This is a genomic window from Rhizobium subbaraonis (assembly GCF_900220975.1).
GTDB classification, from domain to species: Bacteria; Pseudomonadota; Alphaproteobacteria; order Rhizobiales; family Rhizobiaceae; genus Mycoplana; species Mycoplana subbaraonis.
Genome location: NZ_OBQD01000004.1, coordinates 223,575 through 240,286 on the forward strand (window position 1 = coordinate 223,575; position 16,712 = coordinate 240,286).

A 16,712-nucleotide genomic window follows, 5' to 3' on the forward strand; every position below is an offset into this window, starting at 1 on the left:
AGGTGACAAAATGTTCGACGTGCTGATCAAGAACGCCAATCTTCCCGACGGCCTCGAGGGCATCGACATCGCCATCAAGGGCGGCAAGATCGCCGAGGTCGCGCCGGGGATCGAAGCGGAGGCGGGCGAGGTGATCGACGCCGGCGGCCGACTGGTGACGCCGCCCTTCGTCGACCCGCATTTCCACATGGACGCGACGCTGTCGCTCGGTCTGCCGCGCATGAACGTCTCCGGCACGCTTCTCGAAGGCATCGCGCTCTGGGGCGAATTGCGGCCGACACTGGCGCGCGAGGCGTTGATCGAACGCGCGCTGCGCTACTGCGATCTCGCGGTCGCCCAGGGCCTGCTCGCGATCCGCAGCCATGTCGATACGAGCGATCCGAAGCTTGTTACGGCCGAAGCGCTGATCGAGGTGCGCGAGAAGGTGGCCCCCTATATCGACCTGCAGCTCGTGGCCTTCCCGCAGGACGGCTACTATCGCGCCGAGGGCGGGGTGGATGCGTTGAACCGCGCGCTCGACATGGGGCTCGACATTGTCGGCGGCATCCCGCATTTCGAGCGAACGATGGCCGACGGTGCGGCCTCCGTCTCAGCGTTGTGCAGAATCGCGGCCGATCGCGGGATGCCTGTCGACATGCACTGCGACGAGACCGACGACCCGATGTCGCGCCATATCGAGACGCTTGCGGCCGAGACGGTGCGCTTCGGGCTTCAGGGCCGGGTTGCCGGCTCGCACCTGACCTCGATGCACTCGATGGACAACTACTACGTCTCCAAGCTCATCCCGCTGATGGCGGAGGCCGAGATCAACGTGATCCCCAATCCGCTGATCAACATCATGCTGCAAGGCCGGCACGACACATATCCGAAGCGGCGTGGCATGACGCGGGTGCGCGAACTGATGGAGGCCGGGCTGAACGTGTCCTTCGGGCACGACTGCGTGATGGATCCCTGGTATTCGATGGGCTCGGGCGACATGCTGGAGGTCGGCCATATGGCAATCCACGTCGCGCAGATGGCTGGCATCGAGGACAAGAGGAAGATCTTCGACGCGCTCACGGTCAATTCGGCGAAGACGATGGGGCTGGAAGGCTACGGTATCGCGAAAGGCTGCAACGCCGACCTCGTGATCCTGCAGGCGCGCGATCCGCAGGAGGCACTGCGACTGAAGGCGAACAGGCTCGCCGTCATGCGTCGCGGCAGGGTCATTGCCCGCGCCGCCCCCCGGATCAGCGAACTGCATCTCGAGGGCCGGCCGGTGATGGTGGATGCCGCAGCCTATGCGCCGCTGCGGCCGGGCACGCACTGAGGTCGCCTTGGCGCACGCGTGCGGGCTTCAATCGAAGCCCGGCGGCCGGCGGTGCTGGAAGAGAAGGGCGTCGATCGCCGAGCGGATCGCTGCGAGTACGGCTTGCAAGAAGGGAACCATGTTCAAGGCCTCCTGTGGTCATCCGCCGGCTGCCGGCGGCATGGCACCCTGATCGCACAGAGTGCCGCCTCGCCTCAGTTCCCGCGGGCACACGCTGCATGCGCAAATTTCTTTCGTCGTGGCGATTTTCCTTGAACGGAAGTTGCGCTAAGAACCGCGCGACCTGAATTCCACCGAGCATTCGACAAGGATATCCCATGACAGTGCGCAACCTTTTCCTCCTGCCTGGCGACGGCATCGGCCCGGAAGCCATGGCGGAAGTCCGCAAGATCATCGCCTACATGAACGAAGAGAAGGGCGCGGGCTTCGTCGTCGACGAGGGGCTGGTCGGCGGCTCGGCCTATGACGCGCATGGCGCGGCGATTTCGGAGGAGGACATGCAGAAGGCACTTTCGGCCGATGCGGTGCTGTTCGGCGCCGTTGGCGGGCCGAAGTGGGACGCTGTCCCCTACGAGGTGCGCCCGGAGGCCGGCCTTCTGCGCTTGCGCAAGGATCTCGAACTCTTCGCCAACCTGCGCCCGGCGATCTGCTATCCGGCGCTCGCCGCCGCATCGTCGCTGAAGCCTGAACTGGTCGAAGGCCTCGATATCCTGATCGTCCGCGAGCTGACGGGCGGCGTCTATTTCGGCGAGCCGAAGGAGATCATCGATCTCGGCAACGGCCAGAAGCGCGGCATCGACACCCAGGTCTACGATACCTATGAAATCGAACGCATCGCCGGCGTTGCGTTCGAACTGGCGCGCACCCGCAAGAACCGCGTCTGCTCGATGGAAAAGCGCAACGTCATGAAGTCGGGCGTTCTGTGGAATCAGGTCGTGACCGAAACGCACAAGGCGAAGTACGCGGACGTGCAGCTGGAGCACATGCTGGCCGATGCCGGCGGCATGCAGCTGGTGCGCGCGCCCAAGCAGTTCGACGTGATCGTCACGGATAACCTGTTCGGCGACATGCTCTCGGACGTTGCCGCCATGCTGACCGGTTCGCTCGGCATGCTGCCATCCGCCTCGCTCGGCGCGCCGGATGCAAAGACCGGCAAGCGCAAGGCGCTCTACGAGCCGGTGCACGGTTCTGCCCCCGACATCGCCGGCAAGGGCATCGCCAACCCGATCGCCATGATCGCCTCGTTTGCCATGTGCCTGCGCTACTCCTTCAACCTGGTTCAGGACGCCGACAATCTGGAGACGGCGATCGCCAACGTGCTCGATCGCGGCATCCGTACCGGCGACATCATGGCCGAGGGTGCCGTTCAGGTCGGAACCGTCGAGATGGGCGATGCCATTCTGGCGGAGTTCAAGACCCTCTAGGTCTGGCGTGCTCACGAGCCTTTTACCGCGCCCCCGGATCAATCCGGGGGCGTTTTCGTTTCAGTGCCTTGAAAAGGAAGCGTCCGCCCTCACATCGTCGTGCACTGTGCTGCCTTCCCATCCGGATGGCGGCGTTCGACCAACCTTGTGTCGGTGCCCGCTGGCATCCGGCCCTTATCGGGAGATTGAATGAACCGTCCGATTGCCTCCACGCTCTGGATCTTCGTTACGGCGGCGCTGCTTGCGGCCGCCCTCCTTCCGTTTGACCCGGCACTGTCGCAGCGAGCGCAGGGGCTGCCGGAGGGGGTTGTCACCTTCAACCGGCATATCACCGATTTCGGCACATTCGGCTGGATGATCTATGGCTCCGGCCTGCTCGCCATCACGGCCTTCATCATCTGGCGCGTCAGCGCGAACGAAATGATCAGCGGGCGCGGCCGTACGGGCTGGCGGCTGTTCTTGTACTTCTTCCTGACCATTGGCAGCGCCAGCGCGCTGGTGCATTTGCTGAAGGCGGTCATCGGTCGCGCGCGACCCGAGCTCTTTGCCGAACTCGGCGCCTACAGCCTGTCACCGATGACCGGCAACACGATTTTCGAGAGCTTTCCGTCCGGCCACTCGGCGGCGGTCGGTGCGTTCTTCGGTGCGTTCGCCCTGCTCGTGCCGCGCCTGCGACCGTTCTTCATCGCCGGTGCGGTGCTGATCGGGGTTTCGCGGGTCATCGTCGGCGCACATTATCCAAGCGACGTGGCCGCCGGGCTGCTCGTGGGCCTTTGGTGCGCCTTGATGGTCGCGTTCGTGTTTGCGCGGCACAACGCCCTGTTCCGGCTGGACGACGCCGGATGGCCGCGACCGAAGACCGCGCTGGAAAAGAGGCTGGAAAGCAGGACCGAACATTGAAGGACCGGCGCGTGTCGCCACGCGCCGGTCTCCACGTTCTGAACCTCGGGGGGAAGCTCAGTCCATAGCGTGTATGTCGCGATCCTTCGTTTCGGGAAGGAACAGCAGGCCGATGACCAGCGTAATTGCCGCGAAGACGATCGGATACCAGAGGCCGAAGTAGATATCGCCCTGGGCCGCGCTCATCGCAAAGGCCGTCGCCGGAAGAAGGCCGCCGAACCAGCCGTTGCCGATATGGTAGGGCAGCGACATGCCGGTGTAGCGGATGCGGGTCGGGAACAGTTCGACCAGCAGGGCTGCGATCGGCCCGTACACCATGGTGACGTAGATCACGAGAACGGTGAGGATCAGGATGATCTTCGTCCAGTTGACCGCTGACGGATCGGCGACCATCGAGAACGGACCGCCGCCGGCGATGGAGAAGACGGCCATGTCGTTTACGCCGCCTGCCTCTTCTGCGGTGAGCAGCTTGGCTGCGACGAGGTCCGCGCCCGTCATGGTCGTCTTCTCGCCGGCGCGGATCGCGGCGGCGTCGAGGCCGAGCTCCGGATTGGCGGCGACAAAGGCGTCGAGCTTGCTATCCGGAACCTTGGCACCGGCACGTGCCAGCGGATAGCCGGCATCCTGCAGCGCAATGTTGATCTGCTTTTCGAAGGCAGATGCCATCGGCTTGGCCTGATCGCCGGCTGCGACGGCGTCGAAGCTGTTGATCGTCGAGTTGCCGATGACGACAGTCGCCGGCGTGCCGGCTGCGGCCGTCGTCACCACGTCATAGGGAACCGAGTTCCTCGTCAGGAAGGCGGTGGCGATGTCGCACGAGGTCGTGAACTTCGCTGTGCCCGTCGGGTTGAACTGGAACTTGCAGTCGCCGGGGGCGGCGGTCACCGTCGCGCGGACGGTTGCCTGTGCCTGTGCAAGTGCCGGATTGCCGGCCCAGGTCAGTGCCTTGAACAGCGGGAAGTAGGTCAGGATGGCGAGAAGCAGACCCGCCATGATGATCGGCTTGCGGCCGATCTTATCGGACAGCCAGCCGAACAGCACGAAGAAGCCGGTACCGAGGACCAGCGAGGCAGCCACCATGATGTTGGCTGACTGGCCGTCGATCTTGAGGATGCCGGTCAGGAAGAACAGCGCGTAGAACTGGCCGGAATACCAGACGACGGCCTGACCAACCACTGCGCCGAACAGCGCTAGCAGCGCGATCTTGGCGTTCTTCCACTGGCCGAAAGCCTCCGACAGCGGTGCCTTGGAGCCCTTGCCCTCTTCCTTCATCTTCATGAAGGCCGGCGATTCGTTCATCTTCAGGCGAATCCACACGGAAATGCCGAGCAGGACGACCGAGACGAGGAACGGAATGCGCCAGCCCCATGCGGCAAAGGCTTCCTTGCCGAGCATGAACTGTACCGACAGGATGACGACGAGCGACAGGAAGAGGCCGAGCGTCGCAGTCGTCTGGATCCACGAGGTATAGTAGCCGCGGCGGCCGTTGGGGGCGTGCTCTGCCACATAGGTCGCAGCACCGCCATACTCACCGCCGAGCGCAAGCCCCTGCAGCATGCGCAGCACCAGAAGCAGGATGGGAGCTGCGATGCCAATCGAGGAGGCACCGGGCAGAATGCCGACGAGGAATGTGGACAGACCCATGATCAGGATCGTCACCAGGAAGGTGTACTTGCGTCCCACCAGATCGCCGAGGCGACCGAACACCAGCGCGCCGAACGGGCGCACGAGGAAGCCGGCGGCAAACGCCAGCAGCGCAAAGATGTTGCGGGTTGTCTCGGGATACTCGCTAAAGAAGGCGGCGCCGATGAATACCGCCAATGAACCATAAAGATAGAAATCGTACCATTCGAACACGGTGCCAAGCGAGGAGGCGAAGATGACCTTCTTCTCCTCAGCGGTCATTGGACGCGTCTTGCCGCCGTCCACTGTCGCGACATTTGCCATTGTGAAATCCTCCACTCCAAACGGCTTTTTCGAGCGCTCCGTTCCCCTGATCCGGCCAACCCTCCTCGGCCGGACGGACGTGGTGCGCCTTGTGACAAGATGGCAGAAAAGAGGCACTGACGCTGCGCGGCTTTCGGATTATGACTTTAGTCTAATGCCGGGCGGGCGATGCGACACGATCGTGACTTGAACGTGAAGGCGATACGGTGAAGGATCTCCTTGACTCCCGGTCAAAATCGCTTAATAGCAGCCCCGGAAAAAGGACAGCGTCCCATGCTTCGCCGCGACCGTGACATCGCACCCAGCAGCCTCCTGGTGGAACTCGCCGGGCAGGTACGGCGTTCGCCCGTTTCTTTCAAAACCACGGCCAAAACGACGACGAAAACCGTCTGACGTCTCTGGCCCGCCGCTCTCTCCCCGGCAAGGCCGGGGACAAGAAATCCGCGCTCCACGCGAGCGGATTTCCCCTCAGGATCCGAGGAGAGACAGAGAAAGAGAGCAAGACCAATGGGTTTCAAGATTGCAATCGCCGGTGCCACCGGCAATGTCGGACGCGAAATGCTGAATATCCTGTCCGAGCGCGGCTTTCCCGCCGACGAGGTCGTGGCGCTTGCCTCGAGCCGTTCGGTCGGCACTGAGGTGTCCTTCGGCGACAAGACGCTGAAGGTCCACAATCTCGATACCTATGATTTTTTCGACACCGACATTTGCCTGATGTCCGCCGGCGGCGCTGCTTCGCTGAAGTATTCGCCCAAGATCGGCCAACAGGGGTGCGTCGTCATCGACAACTCGTCGGCCTGGCGCTACGACGCCGAGGTTCCGCTGATCGTTCCGGAAGTGAACCCCGATGCGGTCGAGGGCTTCACCAAGAAGAACATCATCGCCAACCCGAATTGCTCGACTGCGCAGTTGGTCGTTGCGCTGAAGCCGCTGCATGACCACGCGAAGATCAAGCGCGTCGTCGTTTCGACCTACCAGTCGGTCTCCGGTGCCGGCAAGGAAGGCATGGACGAACTGTTCAACCAGACCCGCGCCGTCTTCGTCGCCGATCCGATCGAGAGCAAGAAGTTCACCAAGCGCATCGCCTTCAACGTCATCCCCCACATCGACGTCTTCATGGAGGACGGCTACACCAAGGAAGAATGGAAGGTGCTGGCCGAGACGAAGAAGATGCTCGACCCGAAGATCAAGGTCACCTGCACGGCTGTGCGCGTTCCGGTCTTCATCGGCCATTCCGAGTCGGTCAACATCGAGTTCGAGAACGAGATTACCGCCGACGAGGCCCGCGACATCCTGCGCGAAGCGCCGGGTTGCCAGGTCATCGACAAGCAGGAGAACGGTGGCTACATCACGCCATACGAGTCTGCCGGCGAAGACGCGACCTATATTTCACGTATCCGTGAGGATGCGACCGTCGAAAATGGCCTGAACATCTGGGTGGTTTCCGATAACCTTCGCAAGGGCGCGGCGCTGAACGCGGTTCAGATTGCCGAACTCCTGGTCAATCGCGGCCTGATCAAGGCCAAGAAGCAGGCCGCGTGAAGGTCTGAGCACCAAAGGACAATGAAGGCCCCGCCTCTAGCGTCAGACGGATGCGGGACCTTTGCCTCAAGCGAAGCACCGGTGGCGGATCAGCCCCAAGATTGCATCGAGCGGCGAGGACAGGTCTGACAAGAGTGGCATGTTTTCGTTAGAAGAGATTCGAAAGATCACGGGGTTTATTGAATGAACTTGTTCAAGCGGGTATTCCAGGGGCTGGCGGCGGTGGCCCTGGTGGCGGCTATTCCGGCAGCGGCTTCGGCCGCGCAATGCGGCGACAATTCCGCCGGCTTCTCCGCCTGGGTCGACCAGTTCAAACGGGACGCGTCTGCAAACGGCATCAGCCCGCGCACGCTCGACCGCGCCTTCGCCGAAGTCTCCTACAACAAGGCGACGATCCGTGCCGACCGCGGCCAGAAGAGCTTCAAGCTGTCGCTCGACCAGTTCATGCAGAAGCGCGGCGGCCAGGCGATCATCAATCGCGGCAAGAGTCTGAAGCGCCAGAACGCCCCACTCTTCGCGCGAATCGAAAGCCAGTACGGCGTTCCGGCCGGGCCGCTGATCGCGATCTGGGGCATGGAAACGGGTTTTGGCGGCTTTCTCGGCAAGGAGCATACGCTTTCGGCCGTGGCGACGCTGGCCTATGACTGCCGCCGCTCGGACTATTTCACCAACCAGCTCTACGCGGCGCTCAACCTCGTGCAGAACGGCACGCTGAGCACGCAGGCCCGCGGTGCCGCCCATGGCGAGATCGGCCAGACACAGTTCCTGCCGGTCAACGTGCTGAAGTACGGTGTCGACGGCGACGGCGACGGCCGCATCGACCTCGTTCGCTCCAAGGCGGATGCGCTCGCGTCGACGGCCAACTTCCTGCGCGGGCACGGCTGGCGGGCCGGCGCCGGCTACCAGCCGGGAGAGCCCAACTTCGTCGCCATCCAGGGCTGGAACGCCGCCAACGTCTATCAGCGCGCGATCGCCATCATCGCAGCCGAGATCGACCGCGGCTGATCGGCATTCCTGCATCAGGTGAAATCGGAGGCCCGGTCCAGTGCCGGGCCTTTTCACATTCCGGGACGGCCGAAGTCGCCGGTCTTGGCGTCCATGACCCACAGCTCGCCCGTGGAAATGTCGAACCAGGCGCCGTGCAGGTTCAGCTTGCCGCGCTGCTCCAGAACCTGGACGCAGGGGAAGGTGCGCAGGTTGGCGATCGAATTGCGGATCGAAATGCGCTCCAGGGCGCGCTGGCGCTCGGCGGCCGTCATGACGTCGTTGTTCTGGATCTGCTCTGCAGAGGGCTTCAGCAGGTTCATCCAGCGGCCGATGAAATCGCCGGGCGACAGCGGTTCCGCGTCGGGATCGAGCGCTGCCTTGATGCCGCCGCAACGGCCGTGACCCATGACGACAATGTCGGTGACGCGCAGGGACTGCACTGCGAATTCGAGTGCCGCCGAGGTCGAATGATAGTGGCCGTCCGGTTCATAGGGCGGCATCAGGTTCGCGACGTTGCGCACGACGAAAAGCTCGCCCGGGCCGCTGTCGAAGATCGTCTCCGGCGCAGCGCGGGAGTCGCAACAGGCAATCACCATCGTCTTCGGCTTCTGCCCGGTTTCCGCGAGAGTCTTGTATCGCTTCTGCTGTTCGCTGAAGCGACCATCCATGAAGTTCTGGTAGCCGGTCAGAAGGTGATCAGGAAAGCGATGCATGTGGTCGATACCCCCGCGCGGTGACGAATGAGTAGAAGGCTGCGGACCTGCTGTAACGACCGGGACTTGGCTGCGCAAGTCCGAGCTGACCGCTCCCACGATTTCCCGGCCGTGTCTGCGCGCTATGCGTCAAAGGCGGGCTGGTGCGGTCTCAACGGTTGCGCTTCGATGCGGCCGGATGGACCAGGCGACGCACCTGCACCATGGCCATCGGCGTGGAGAGGCTGGAGGAATCCTGTTCCAAGGTCAGTTCGTCGGCCCCGCGCTTGGCGCTGCGCGCCACGATCTCGAAGACGCTGGCAGTTGCAAGATGCAGCGCGCGCTCCTCCGGAAGGCCGTCCAGCAGCCGTGACAGGAAGACGGCCGCCACGAGGTCGCCGGTGCCGTTCGGTGGGTTGGGCACCTGCCGATGCTCGGCAAGCAGCGCCGTGCGGCCGGAAAGATAGAGATTGCCGATGCTGCCGGTCATCATCGGGTGGGCCGAGGTGACCAGCATATGAGACGGCCCGAGCGACAGGGCGGCGTCCATGATCGCACCGTTCGTTTCGAGCGGCGCTCCGGCAAGCCAGGCGAGTTCGAAGCGGTTGGGCGTGGCGATCGAGGCCAGCGGCAGAAGTTCGTCGCGGATGGCTTCGGCCGTCGCCACGGGAACATACAGGCCGTTCTCGTCGCCGCAGACGGGGTCGCAGAGGTAGATGAGATCGGGGCTCTCATTCTTCAAAGCCTGCACGAGCCTGGCGATCGAGGCTGCCTGCTCGGCATTGCCGATATATCCCGACATCACCGCCTTGATCTCGCCGCGCCAGGGCGCGCGGATCAGATCGTCGATCAAGGCGTCGAACTCGGAAGGAGACATGGTGACGCGCGTCGCGCGGCCGTGTCCGGGATGCCAGGGCAGCACGATGGTCGGCAAGGCCCAGACCGGGTGGCCGAGCGTCTCCAGCGCGAACACCGCCGCGCGATTACCCACCGTTCCGCGCACGACGTGGCTCGATATGACCAGAACCGCGCCCTTATCGCTCTCGTTCATCCGAAATATCCCTGCGTTTCCTTGCCGGCGATTTCCTTGGACCATGAACCGATGGACCGCAAGCCTATGTTGCGGTCACCCGTCCATGGCTCGCATCGGCGGACCCATTCGCGGGGTTGCTCCGATTCGAGGGGTGTGCATCGAGATTTCACCCAATATCGTCGGAGTTTTCGCCAAGATTGCTGCTTTCCGGCGATATTTTCGCCCTTCTAAGGCTGCTTTCCAACAAAATCGATTGAAATTTGAAAGGTCTCTATAAATCCGTCGCTTAGAAAATTTGTTCTGCTAGGTTCCGCATCGCAAACATGTCGGGGGAAGTTTCATGGCATCACGCAGCAACAACAAACGCGACAAGCAGATCGAGGCCGCGACGGCTGCGGCGGCGAAGCTGGGCGAAAAGATCATCGATCCCGCGATCCTGTTCGGGCGTGCAAGCAATGACGATCTCGAACTCTACAGCGCCGACATGCTGGCAGCGACGGCGGCGCATGCGCATCACGAGATCTATGCCTGGGATGGCTGCGAGCCGCGCGTTACGGTCGCGACCGTCGCGGCGATCGCGCCGCAAGGAAAGCCGGTATCCATCCTGTCGGTCACCGACCGGAACCAGCCGTTCCTCTACGATTCGGTCATGGGCGAGGTGACCAGCACGCACCGCGACATCCACCTTGCGATTCATCCGATCCTGGTGATCGAGCCGGAGCAGGAGCCGAAGCTTTTCTCGCCGGAGACGCTGAGCGATCCCAGCCATCGCGTCAGCCACATCGAGATCCACCTGAATGAACTGGCCGCCTCCGAGGCGTCGGGCCTGATCGAGCGTATCCGCCACGTGCTGTCACAGGTGCATCTGGCCGTCGGCGACTGGAAGCCGATGATGGATACGCTGACGCGTGCCGTTGCGGAAACCGCCGAGTTCGGGCCTTCGCGCCGCCCGGCGGAGAAGGAAGAGGCCGTCGCGTTCCTCGAATGGCTGCGCAGCAACAACTTCACCTTCCTCGGCATGCGCGAGTACACCTACAGCAGGGACGGCGAGAATGCGTCGGTGGAGCGCAGCGTCGACAAGGGCCTCGGCATCCTCTCCGATCCTGACGTGCGCGTCCTGCGGCTCGGCAAGGACGCCGTGACGACGACGCCGGAAATCCTGGCCTTCCTCGAGGGACCCGATTTCCTGATCGTGACCAAGGCCAACGCCCGCTCCGTCGTCCATCGCCGCGCCTACATGGACTATGTCGGCGTCAAGCGTTTCGACGAAAACGGCAAGGTGACGGGCGAACTCAGGATTGTCGGCCTCTTCACCTCTACGGCGTATACGCATTCGGCCTCCGAGATCCCGCTTCTGCGCTCGAAGGCGCAGGCGGTCATAGAGCACTTCGGCTACGACCCGCAGAGCCATTCCGGCAAGATGCTGATCAACACGCTCGAGGCCTATCCGCGCGACGACCTTTTCCAGATCGACGTCGGCCTGCTCGCCACGTTCTGCGAGCAGATCAACGAACTGGCCGATCGGCCTCGCATCCGGGTGCTGCCGCGCATCGACCACTTCGACCGCTTCGTCTCCGTGATCGTCTACGTTCCGCGCGAGCAGTACGATTCCGATGTCCGCGAAAAGATCGGGGTCTACCTGAAGACCGTCTATGACGGGCGCGTCTCTGCTTATTATCCCGCCTTCCCCGAAGGTGGACTGGCGCGCGTGCACTTCATCATCGGCCGTTCCGGCGGGAAGACGCCGCGAATCCCGCAGAAGAAGCTGGAAGCCTCGATCCGCGACATTGCGACCCGCTGGACGGACAGGTTCGAGGCGCTGTCCGGGGCCGAATCCGTCAAGCTCTTCGCTCCGCAGGCCTATCAGGAGGCGTTCACACCGGCCGAAGCGCATGCAGACCTCGGATTCTTTGAGGCGGCGACACCGGCCGATCCCATCCATATCGCCTTCTATCGCAAGCCGGACAACAAGGACACGAAGGCGCTCGAACTGAAGATCTTTCACGCCGGCGACGCCGTTTCGTTGTCCAGGCGGGTGCCGCTGCTGGAAAACCTCGGCTTCAACGTGGTGAGCGAACAGACTCATGATGTGACGGTGGTGGACCAGGACGGTGCCAGCCGGCTGGTGGTGCTGCACGACATGGAACTGCGCCATCGCGATGGGCTCGACATCGATCTTGCCAGGCTTTCCGGCGTACTGAAGGACGCGTTCCTTTCGGCATGGCTTGGACGCACGGACGACGACACGTTCAACCGGCTGATCATGACCGCCGGCCTCGACGTGCGGGAAATCATGGTGCTGCGCGCCTATGCCCGCTATCTGCGCCAGACCGGGATCGCCTATTCGCAGGGCTACATCGCCGATACGCTCAACAAGTACCCGGCCATTGCCGCCGACCTGTTCCGGTTGTTCTTCGCGCGGCTGGATCCCCAGCTTGCCGAGCGCAAGCGCGCAAAGCGCAGCGATGAGCTGGCCGCTTCGATCGAAGAGGCGCTCGGCGGCGTGCCGAGCCTCGACGAGGACCGGATCCTGCGCCGCTATGTGAACGCCATCCAGTCGACGCTCAGGACCAATTATTTCCAGCGCGATGGCGCCGGACAGCCGCTCGCGACCCTTGCCTTCAAGCTCGACCCGCAGGCACTGGAAGGTCTGCCCGATCCCAAGCCGTTCCGCGAGATCTTCGTCTACGGCGCGGAGGTGGAGGGCGTGCACCTGCGCTTCGGCCGCGTCGCACGCGGGGGCCTGCGCTGGTCCGACCGCGCCCAGGACTATCGCACGGAAGTGCTGGGTCTCGTGAAGGCCCAGCAGGTGAAGAATGCGGTTATCGTGCCTGTCGGCGCGAAAGGCGGCTTCTATCCGAAGCAACTGCCGGCCGGCGGCAGCCGCGATGCGGTGTTCAACGCCGGCAAGGAGGCCTACAAGACCTTTATCCGCACGCTGCTTTCGGTCACCGACAACATCGAAGGGCAGGACGTCGTGCCGCCGCGCGACACGGTGCGCCTCGACGGCGACGATCCCTATTTCGTCGTTGCCGCCGACAAGGGCACGGCGACATTCTCCGACACCGCCAATGCGTTGGCGCAGGAAGCCGGATTCTGGCTGGACGACGCGTTCGCCTCCGGCGGATCTGCGGGCTACGACCACAAGAAGATGGGCATTACCGCCCGCGGCGCCTGGGAAGCGGTAAAGCGCCACTTCCGCGAGATGGATGTCGATATCCAGAAGACACCGTTCACGGTCGTCGGCGTCGGCGACATGTCCGGTGACGTCTTCGGCAACGGCATGCTGCTCTCCCGCAAGACACGGTTGATTGCGGCTTTCGACCACCGCGACATCTTCATCGATCCGAACCCGGATACGGAACTCTCCTTCGCCGAGCGCAAGCGCATGTTCGCGCTGCCGCGTTCGAGCTGGCAGGACTATGACCGCGCGGCCCTTTCCAAGGGCGCCATGATCATCTCGCGCAACGAGAAGTCGGTGACGCTGACCAGCGAGGCCATGGCGGCGATCGGAATCGACAAGCAGAAGGCGACGCCGTTCGAGATCATGAGCGCCATCCTCAAGGCGCCGGTGGATCTCCTCTGGTTCGGCGGCATCGGCACCTATGTCCGCTCGGCGGGCGAGACGGACGCCGAAGTCGGCGACCGCGCCAACGACGCGATCCGCGTGACCGCCGACGAGTTGCGCGCGAAGGTCATCGGCGAAGGCGCCAATCTCGGCGTCACCCAGCGGGGCCGCATTTCCTTCGGCCTCAAGGGCGGCCGCTGCAATTCGGATGCGATCGACAACTCCGCGGGCGTCAATTCGTCGGATGTGGAGGTCAACATCAAGATTGCGCTCGCCTCGGCCATGCGCGACGAGCGGCTGACGCGCGAGAAGCGAAACAAGCTGCTTGCGACCATGACCGACGAGGTGGCGCATCTCGTGCTGCGGAACAACTACCTGCAATCTCTGGCGATTTCGCTGTGCGAGCGGCAGGGGCAGGGAAACCGTACCGGTCTTTCCCGGCTGATGAGCCGGCTGGAAGCGGCCGGCCAACTCAACCGTCAGGTTGAGGTGCTGCCGAGCGAGCAGGCGATGGACGAGCGTTATCGGGCCGGCATGCCGCTGACCCGGGCCGAAATCGGGGTGCTGCTGTCCTATTCGAAGATCGTGCTCTTCGACGAGATCCTGCATAGCGACCTGCCGGACGACCCCTATTTCGAGCCGACGCTGACCGGCTATTTCCCGGGCAAGATGCAGCGCACCTATGCCGGCGACATCAAAACGCACAGGCTGCGGCGCGAAATCATCGCCACGATCCTCGCAAACGGGGTGATCAACCGCGGCGGTCCGGCCTTCGTGAGCCAGCTCACGGACGGAACCGGTTACATGAGTGCCGACGTGGTCAAGGCTGCGATGCTGGCTTTCGAGGGGTACGAGCTGTTGCCGCTCTATGCGGCGACGGACTCGCTCGACAACCAGATCGCCGGTGCTGCGCAGAACGAAGTGTACGAGGATCTTGGCCGCGTCTTCTCGAATGCCACCGCTCTACTCCTCACGACGGGGGCGATCGGTGCGTCGATGGAGACGGCCGTGCACAAGCTGAAGCAGGCACTGAAGCAACTGCGGCCGCATCTGGCCGATCTCCTGCCGGAATCCGCCCGCGACGAGCTGCGCCGAAAGGCCCTTGCCTTCGAGGACAAGGGTGTTCCCGAGCAGCTGGCACGTGCGATCACGGAGTTGCTCGCTATGAGCTTCGTTCCCGAGATCATGCTGATTTCGACACAGACCGGCGACAGCCTGATCCGGACAGCGGAAACTTATGCTGGGGTCAGCGATACGCTGAACATCGTGGCGCTGCTGGGGGCTGCCGGGCGCGTGCCGACGACGGACCTCTACGAATCGCTGGCATTGGCGCGAAATCTTTCCGATATCGCCAATGCCCGCCGCGACCTGACCATCGCCATCCTCACCCGACACAAGGGCGACAAGGCGCCGCTCGCCGCGTGGCGTGCGGCTGATGCGGAACGGCTCGGCATGGTCACCGGCCGGCTCGGCGCGCTGACGGAGGCAGGAGAGGCCACGCTTGCCAAGATCTCGGTCGCTGCCGGTGTCCTGAGCGATCTTGCGCATGGCAGGACGAGATGACAAAGTCCGGGCAGGGCGCGGCCAGACCGCGCCCTTCCTTGCCCGTCGCGCGGGCGATCGACGGCCGTCTCGTTGTCGGCAGGCGGAAAAGCGGGTGACGGCGCCTTAGGGGCGTGCCGGAGGACGGATGAGGGAACCGCATGGTGACGCCGGGCGCGCGGGGCGGCCCGGCATCTGGGGCTGGATGCTCTTCGACTGGGCGGCCCAGCCGTTCTTCACGGTCATCACCACATTCATCTTCGGTCCCTATCTCGTCTCACGGATGGCGGCTGACCCCGTCACGGGGCAGGCGGCCTGGAGCTACACGCTCACGATTTCTGGCGTCGTGATTGCGCTGATGTCGCCGGTGCTGGGCTCGATTGCCGACGCATCCGGGCGCCGCAAGCCATGGATCGGTTTCTTCGCGGTGATCCAGATCGCAGCCTTGTGGATGCTCTGGTATGCCGCGCCGGGCACAAGCCTGCTCGTGCCGCTGGCGATGATGGTGCTTGCGACGGTCGCCGCGGAGTTTTCCATCGTCTTCAACGATTCGATGATGCCGAGCCTCGTTCCGCCAAGGGAAGCGGGGCGTATCTCCAACCTGGCCTGGGGGCTCGGCTATCTCGGCGGCATGGTGGTGCTGATCGCCGTCGTGCTGTTCCTTGCGGCAGACCCAAGAACCGGGCTGACCGCCCTTGGCATTGCGCCACTGTTCGGTCTCGATGCCGCAGCCGGCGAGGACGCGCGCATCACCGGCCCCATCTCCGCCGTCTGGTATCTCGTCTTCATCCTGCCGATGTTTGTGTTCACGCCGGACCGCGGGCGCGGCCTTCCCATCCGCGAGGCGGTTCGTTCCGGACTCGCCTCCATCAGCGACACGATCACCGAATTGAAGGGGCGACGCGGCCTGCTGCGCTTCCTGGTGGCGCGAATGATCTACCAGGACGGGGTCAACGGGCTTTTGGCGCTGGGCGGCACGTTTGCCGCCGGCATGTTCGCCTGGCAGACCATGGAACTCGGCATCTATGGCATCATCCTCAACGTTGTCGCGATCGGTGGGTGCCTCTGGGCAAGCCGTCTCGACACGCGCCTCGGCTCGAAAGCGGTGGTCGTCGCGAGCCTTGTCTGTCTCACCGTCGCCACCCTCGGCATCGTCTCCACCGCCCCCGGCCATACGCTGTTCGGGCTGATGCCACTTTCGACGGCCGATTCCGGAGGACTGTTCGGCACGGCGGCAGAGAAGGCCTACATCGTCTACGGGCTACTGGTCGGGATTGCCTTCGGGCCGGTGCAGGCCTCGGCCCGCTCCTATCTCTCGCGCAGCATCGCACCGGATGAGGCGGGGCGCTATTTCGGCCTCTACGCGCTGACGGGCCGGGCGACCTCCTTTGCCGCCCCGCTTTCCGTCGGCCTGGTCACCAGCGCCACCGGCTCGGCGGCGCTCGGGATGGGCGCGCTGGTCGTCTTTCTTGTCGTCGGCCTTGTGCTGCTGCTGCGCGTCCCCTATCCGGCCGACGCGGCGAGCGTGGTTGCGAAAACTACGTCCCCGTCGCGCTTCGGACGTTGACATTCGCACGAGACTTGGTCAGTTTCCCACACATTCCGAGGGGGGCATCGTAACGGTGCTGAGATGGCGGTGAGCCGGACCCTTGAACCTGATCCGGGTCATACCGGCGTAGGAACGGAAAACGCCCGCCAAGGCGCCTCTTTCTATTCTCCGCTTCACCTGGATCTCCATGATTGTTGTCGGGAGATCGATCGATGCCGC

General features: G+C 63.7%; 10 protein-coding genes and 1 riboswitch. Of the genes, 7 read left to right on the forward strand and 3 right to left on the reverse strand.

Annotated features, from left to right (window positions below; translation table 11 throughout):
- Positions 1 to 10: 10 nt before the first annotated feature.
- From CRO48_RS07635 to CRO48_RS07645, 3 genes are all read left to right on the forward strand, one after another.
- A complete protein-coding gene (locus tag CRO48_RS07635) occupies positions 11 to 1,309 on the forward strand; it encodes an amidohydrolase family protein (RefSeq protein ID WP_097137813.1) in 1,299 nt (432 codons plus the stop codon).
- A 317-nt stretch (positions 1,310 to 1,626) separates the two neighbouring features.
- Positions 1,627 to 2,733, forward strand: a complete 1,107-nt coding sequence (gene leuB, locus CRO48_RS07640; protein ID WP_097137815.1) for a 3-isopropylmalate dehydrogenase — start codon at positions 1,627 to 1,629, stop codon at positions 2,731 to 2,733.
- Between the two features lie 189 nt (positions 2,734 to 2,922).
- Entirely contained in the window at positions 2,923 to 3,633 is a 711-nt protein-coding gene (locus tag CRO48_RS07645; protein WP_097137817.1) for a phosphatase PAP2 family protein, read from the forward strand.
- A gap of 57 nt (positions 3,634 to 3,690) precedes the next feature.
- Here the strand turns inward: CRO48_RS07645 and CRO48_RS07650 are convergent, their stop codons facing one another.
- Positions 3,691 to 5,580 carry an MFS transporter gene (locus tag CRO48_RS07650; RefSeq protein ID WP_097137818.1) on the reverse strand — a complete coding sequence of 630 codons (1,890 nt, stop codon included), beginning with the start codon at positions 5,578 to 5,580 and terminating at the stop codon, positions 3,691 to 3,693.
- Between the two features lie 507 nt (positions 5,581 to 6,087).
- Between CRO48_RS07650 and CRO48_RS07655 the strand changes: the two genes are divergently transcribed.
- Complete coding sequence (locus CRO48_RS07655; protein WP_097137820.1) at positions 6,088 to 7,122, forward strand: aspartate-semialdehyde dehydrogenase; 1,035 nt, start codon at positions 6,088 to 6,090, stop codon at positions 7,120 to 7,122.
- A 183-nt stretch (positions 7,123 to 7,305) separates the two neighbouring features.
- On the forward strand, positions 7,306 to 8,127 hold the full coding sequence (locus CRO48_RS07660) for a lytic murein transglycosylase (RefSeq protein ID WP_097137822.1): 822 nt from the start codon (positions 7,306 to 7,308) through the stop codon (positions 8,125 to 8,127).
- 53 nt (positions 8,128 to 8,180) lie between these two features.
- On the opposite strand, the gene CRO48_RS07665 is transcribed toward CRO48_RS07660, so the two are convergent.
- Together CRO48_RS07665 and pdxY are read right to left on the reverse strand one after the other, a co-directional pair.
- Entirely contained in the window at positions 8,181 to 8,822 is a 642-nt protein-coding gene (locus CRO48_RS07665; RefSeq protein WP_097137824.1) for a carbonic anhydrase, read from the reverse strand.
- Between the two features lie 151 nt (positions 8,823 to 8,973).
- The gene (gene pdxY / locus CRO48_RS07670) at positions 8,974 to 9,852 is read right to left on the reverse strand and encodes a pyridoxal kinase PdxY (RefSeq protein WP_097137826.1); all 879 of its coding nucleotides are present in this window, start codon (positions 9,850 to 9,852) and stop codon (positions 8,974 to 8,976) included.
- Between the two features lie 322 nt (positions 9,853 to 10,174).
- Here pdxY and CRO48_RS07675 point away from each other — a divergent pair, with 322 nt between their 5' ends.
- Both CRO48_RS07675 and CRO48_RS07680 read left to right on the forward strand, forming a co-directional pair.
- Entirely contained in the window at positions 10,175 to 14,965 is a 4,791-nt protein-coding gene (locus CRO48_RS07675; RefSeq protein ID WP_097137828.1) for an NAD-glutamate dehydrogenase, read from the forward strand.
- Between the two features lie 127 nt (positions 14,966 to 15,092).
- Positions 15,093 to 16,511, forward strand: coding sequence for an MFS transporter (locus CRO48_RS07680; protein WP_097137830.1), 1,419 nt, complete (start codon positions 15,093 to 15,095; stop codon positions 16,509 to 16,511).
- A 28-nt stretch (positions 16,512 to 16,539) separates the two neighbouring features.
- Positions 16,540 to 16,643: riboswitch (TPP riboswitch) on the forward strand.
- The last annotated feature ends 69 nt before the right edge of the window (positions 16,644 to 16,712 follow it).

What these genes read in the sequence shown, in the direction of transcription:
- CRO48_RS07665 (WP_097137824.1), bottom strand. Translation starts at nt 8,822, where the DNA reads ATGCATCGCTTTCCTGATCACCTTCTGACCGGCTACCAGAACTTCATG.
- leuB (WP_097137815.1), top strand. Translation starts at nt 1,627, where the DNA reads ATGACAGTGCGCAACCTTTTCCTCCTGCCTGGCGACGGCATCGGCCCG.
- CRO48_RS07635 (WP_097137813.1), top strand. Translation starts at nt 11, where the DNA reads ATGTTCGACGTGCTGATCAAGAACGCCAATCTTCCCGACGGCCTCGAG.
- CRO48_RS07680 (WP_097137830.1), top strand. Translation starts at nt 15,093, where the DNA reads ATGAGGGAACCGCATGGTGACGCCGGGCGCGCGGGGCGGCCCGGCATC.
- CRO48_RS07650 (WP_097137818.1), bottom strand. Translation starts at nt 5,580, where the DNA reads ATGGCAAATGTCGCGACAGTGGACGGCGGCAAGACGCGTCCAATGACC.
- pdxY (WP_097137826.1), bottom strand. Translation starts at nt 9,852, where the DNA reads ATGAACGAGAGCGATAAGGGCGCGGTTCTGGTCATATCGAGCCACGTC.
- CRO48_RS07645 (WP_097137817.1), top strand. Translation starts at nt 2,923, where the DNA reads ATGAACCGTCCGATTGCCTCCACGCTCTGGATCTTCGTTACGGCGGCG.
- CRO48_RS07655 (WP_097137820.1), top strand. Translation starts at nt 6,088, where the DNA reads ATGGGTTTCAAGATTGCAATCGCCGGTGCCACCGGCAATGTCGGACGC.
- CRO48_RS07675 (WP_097137828.1), top strand. Translation starts at nt 10,175, where the DNA reads ATGGCATCACGCAGCAACAACAAACGCGACAAGCAGATCGAGGCCGCG.
- CRO48_RS07660 (WP_097137822.1), top strand. Translation starts at nt 7,306, where the DNA reads ATGAACTTGTTCAAGCGGGTATTCCAGGGGCTGGCGGCGGTGGCCCTG.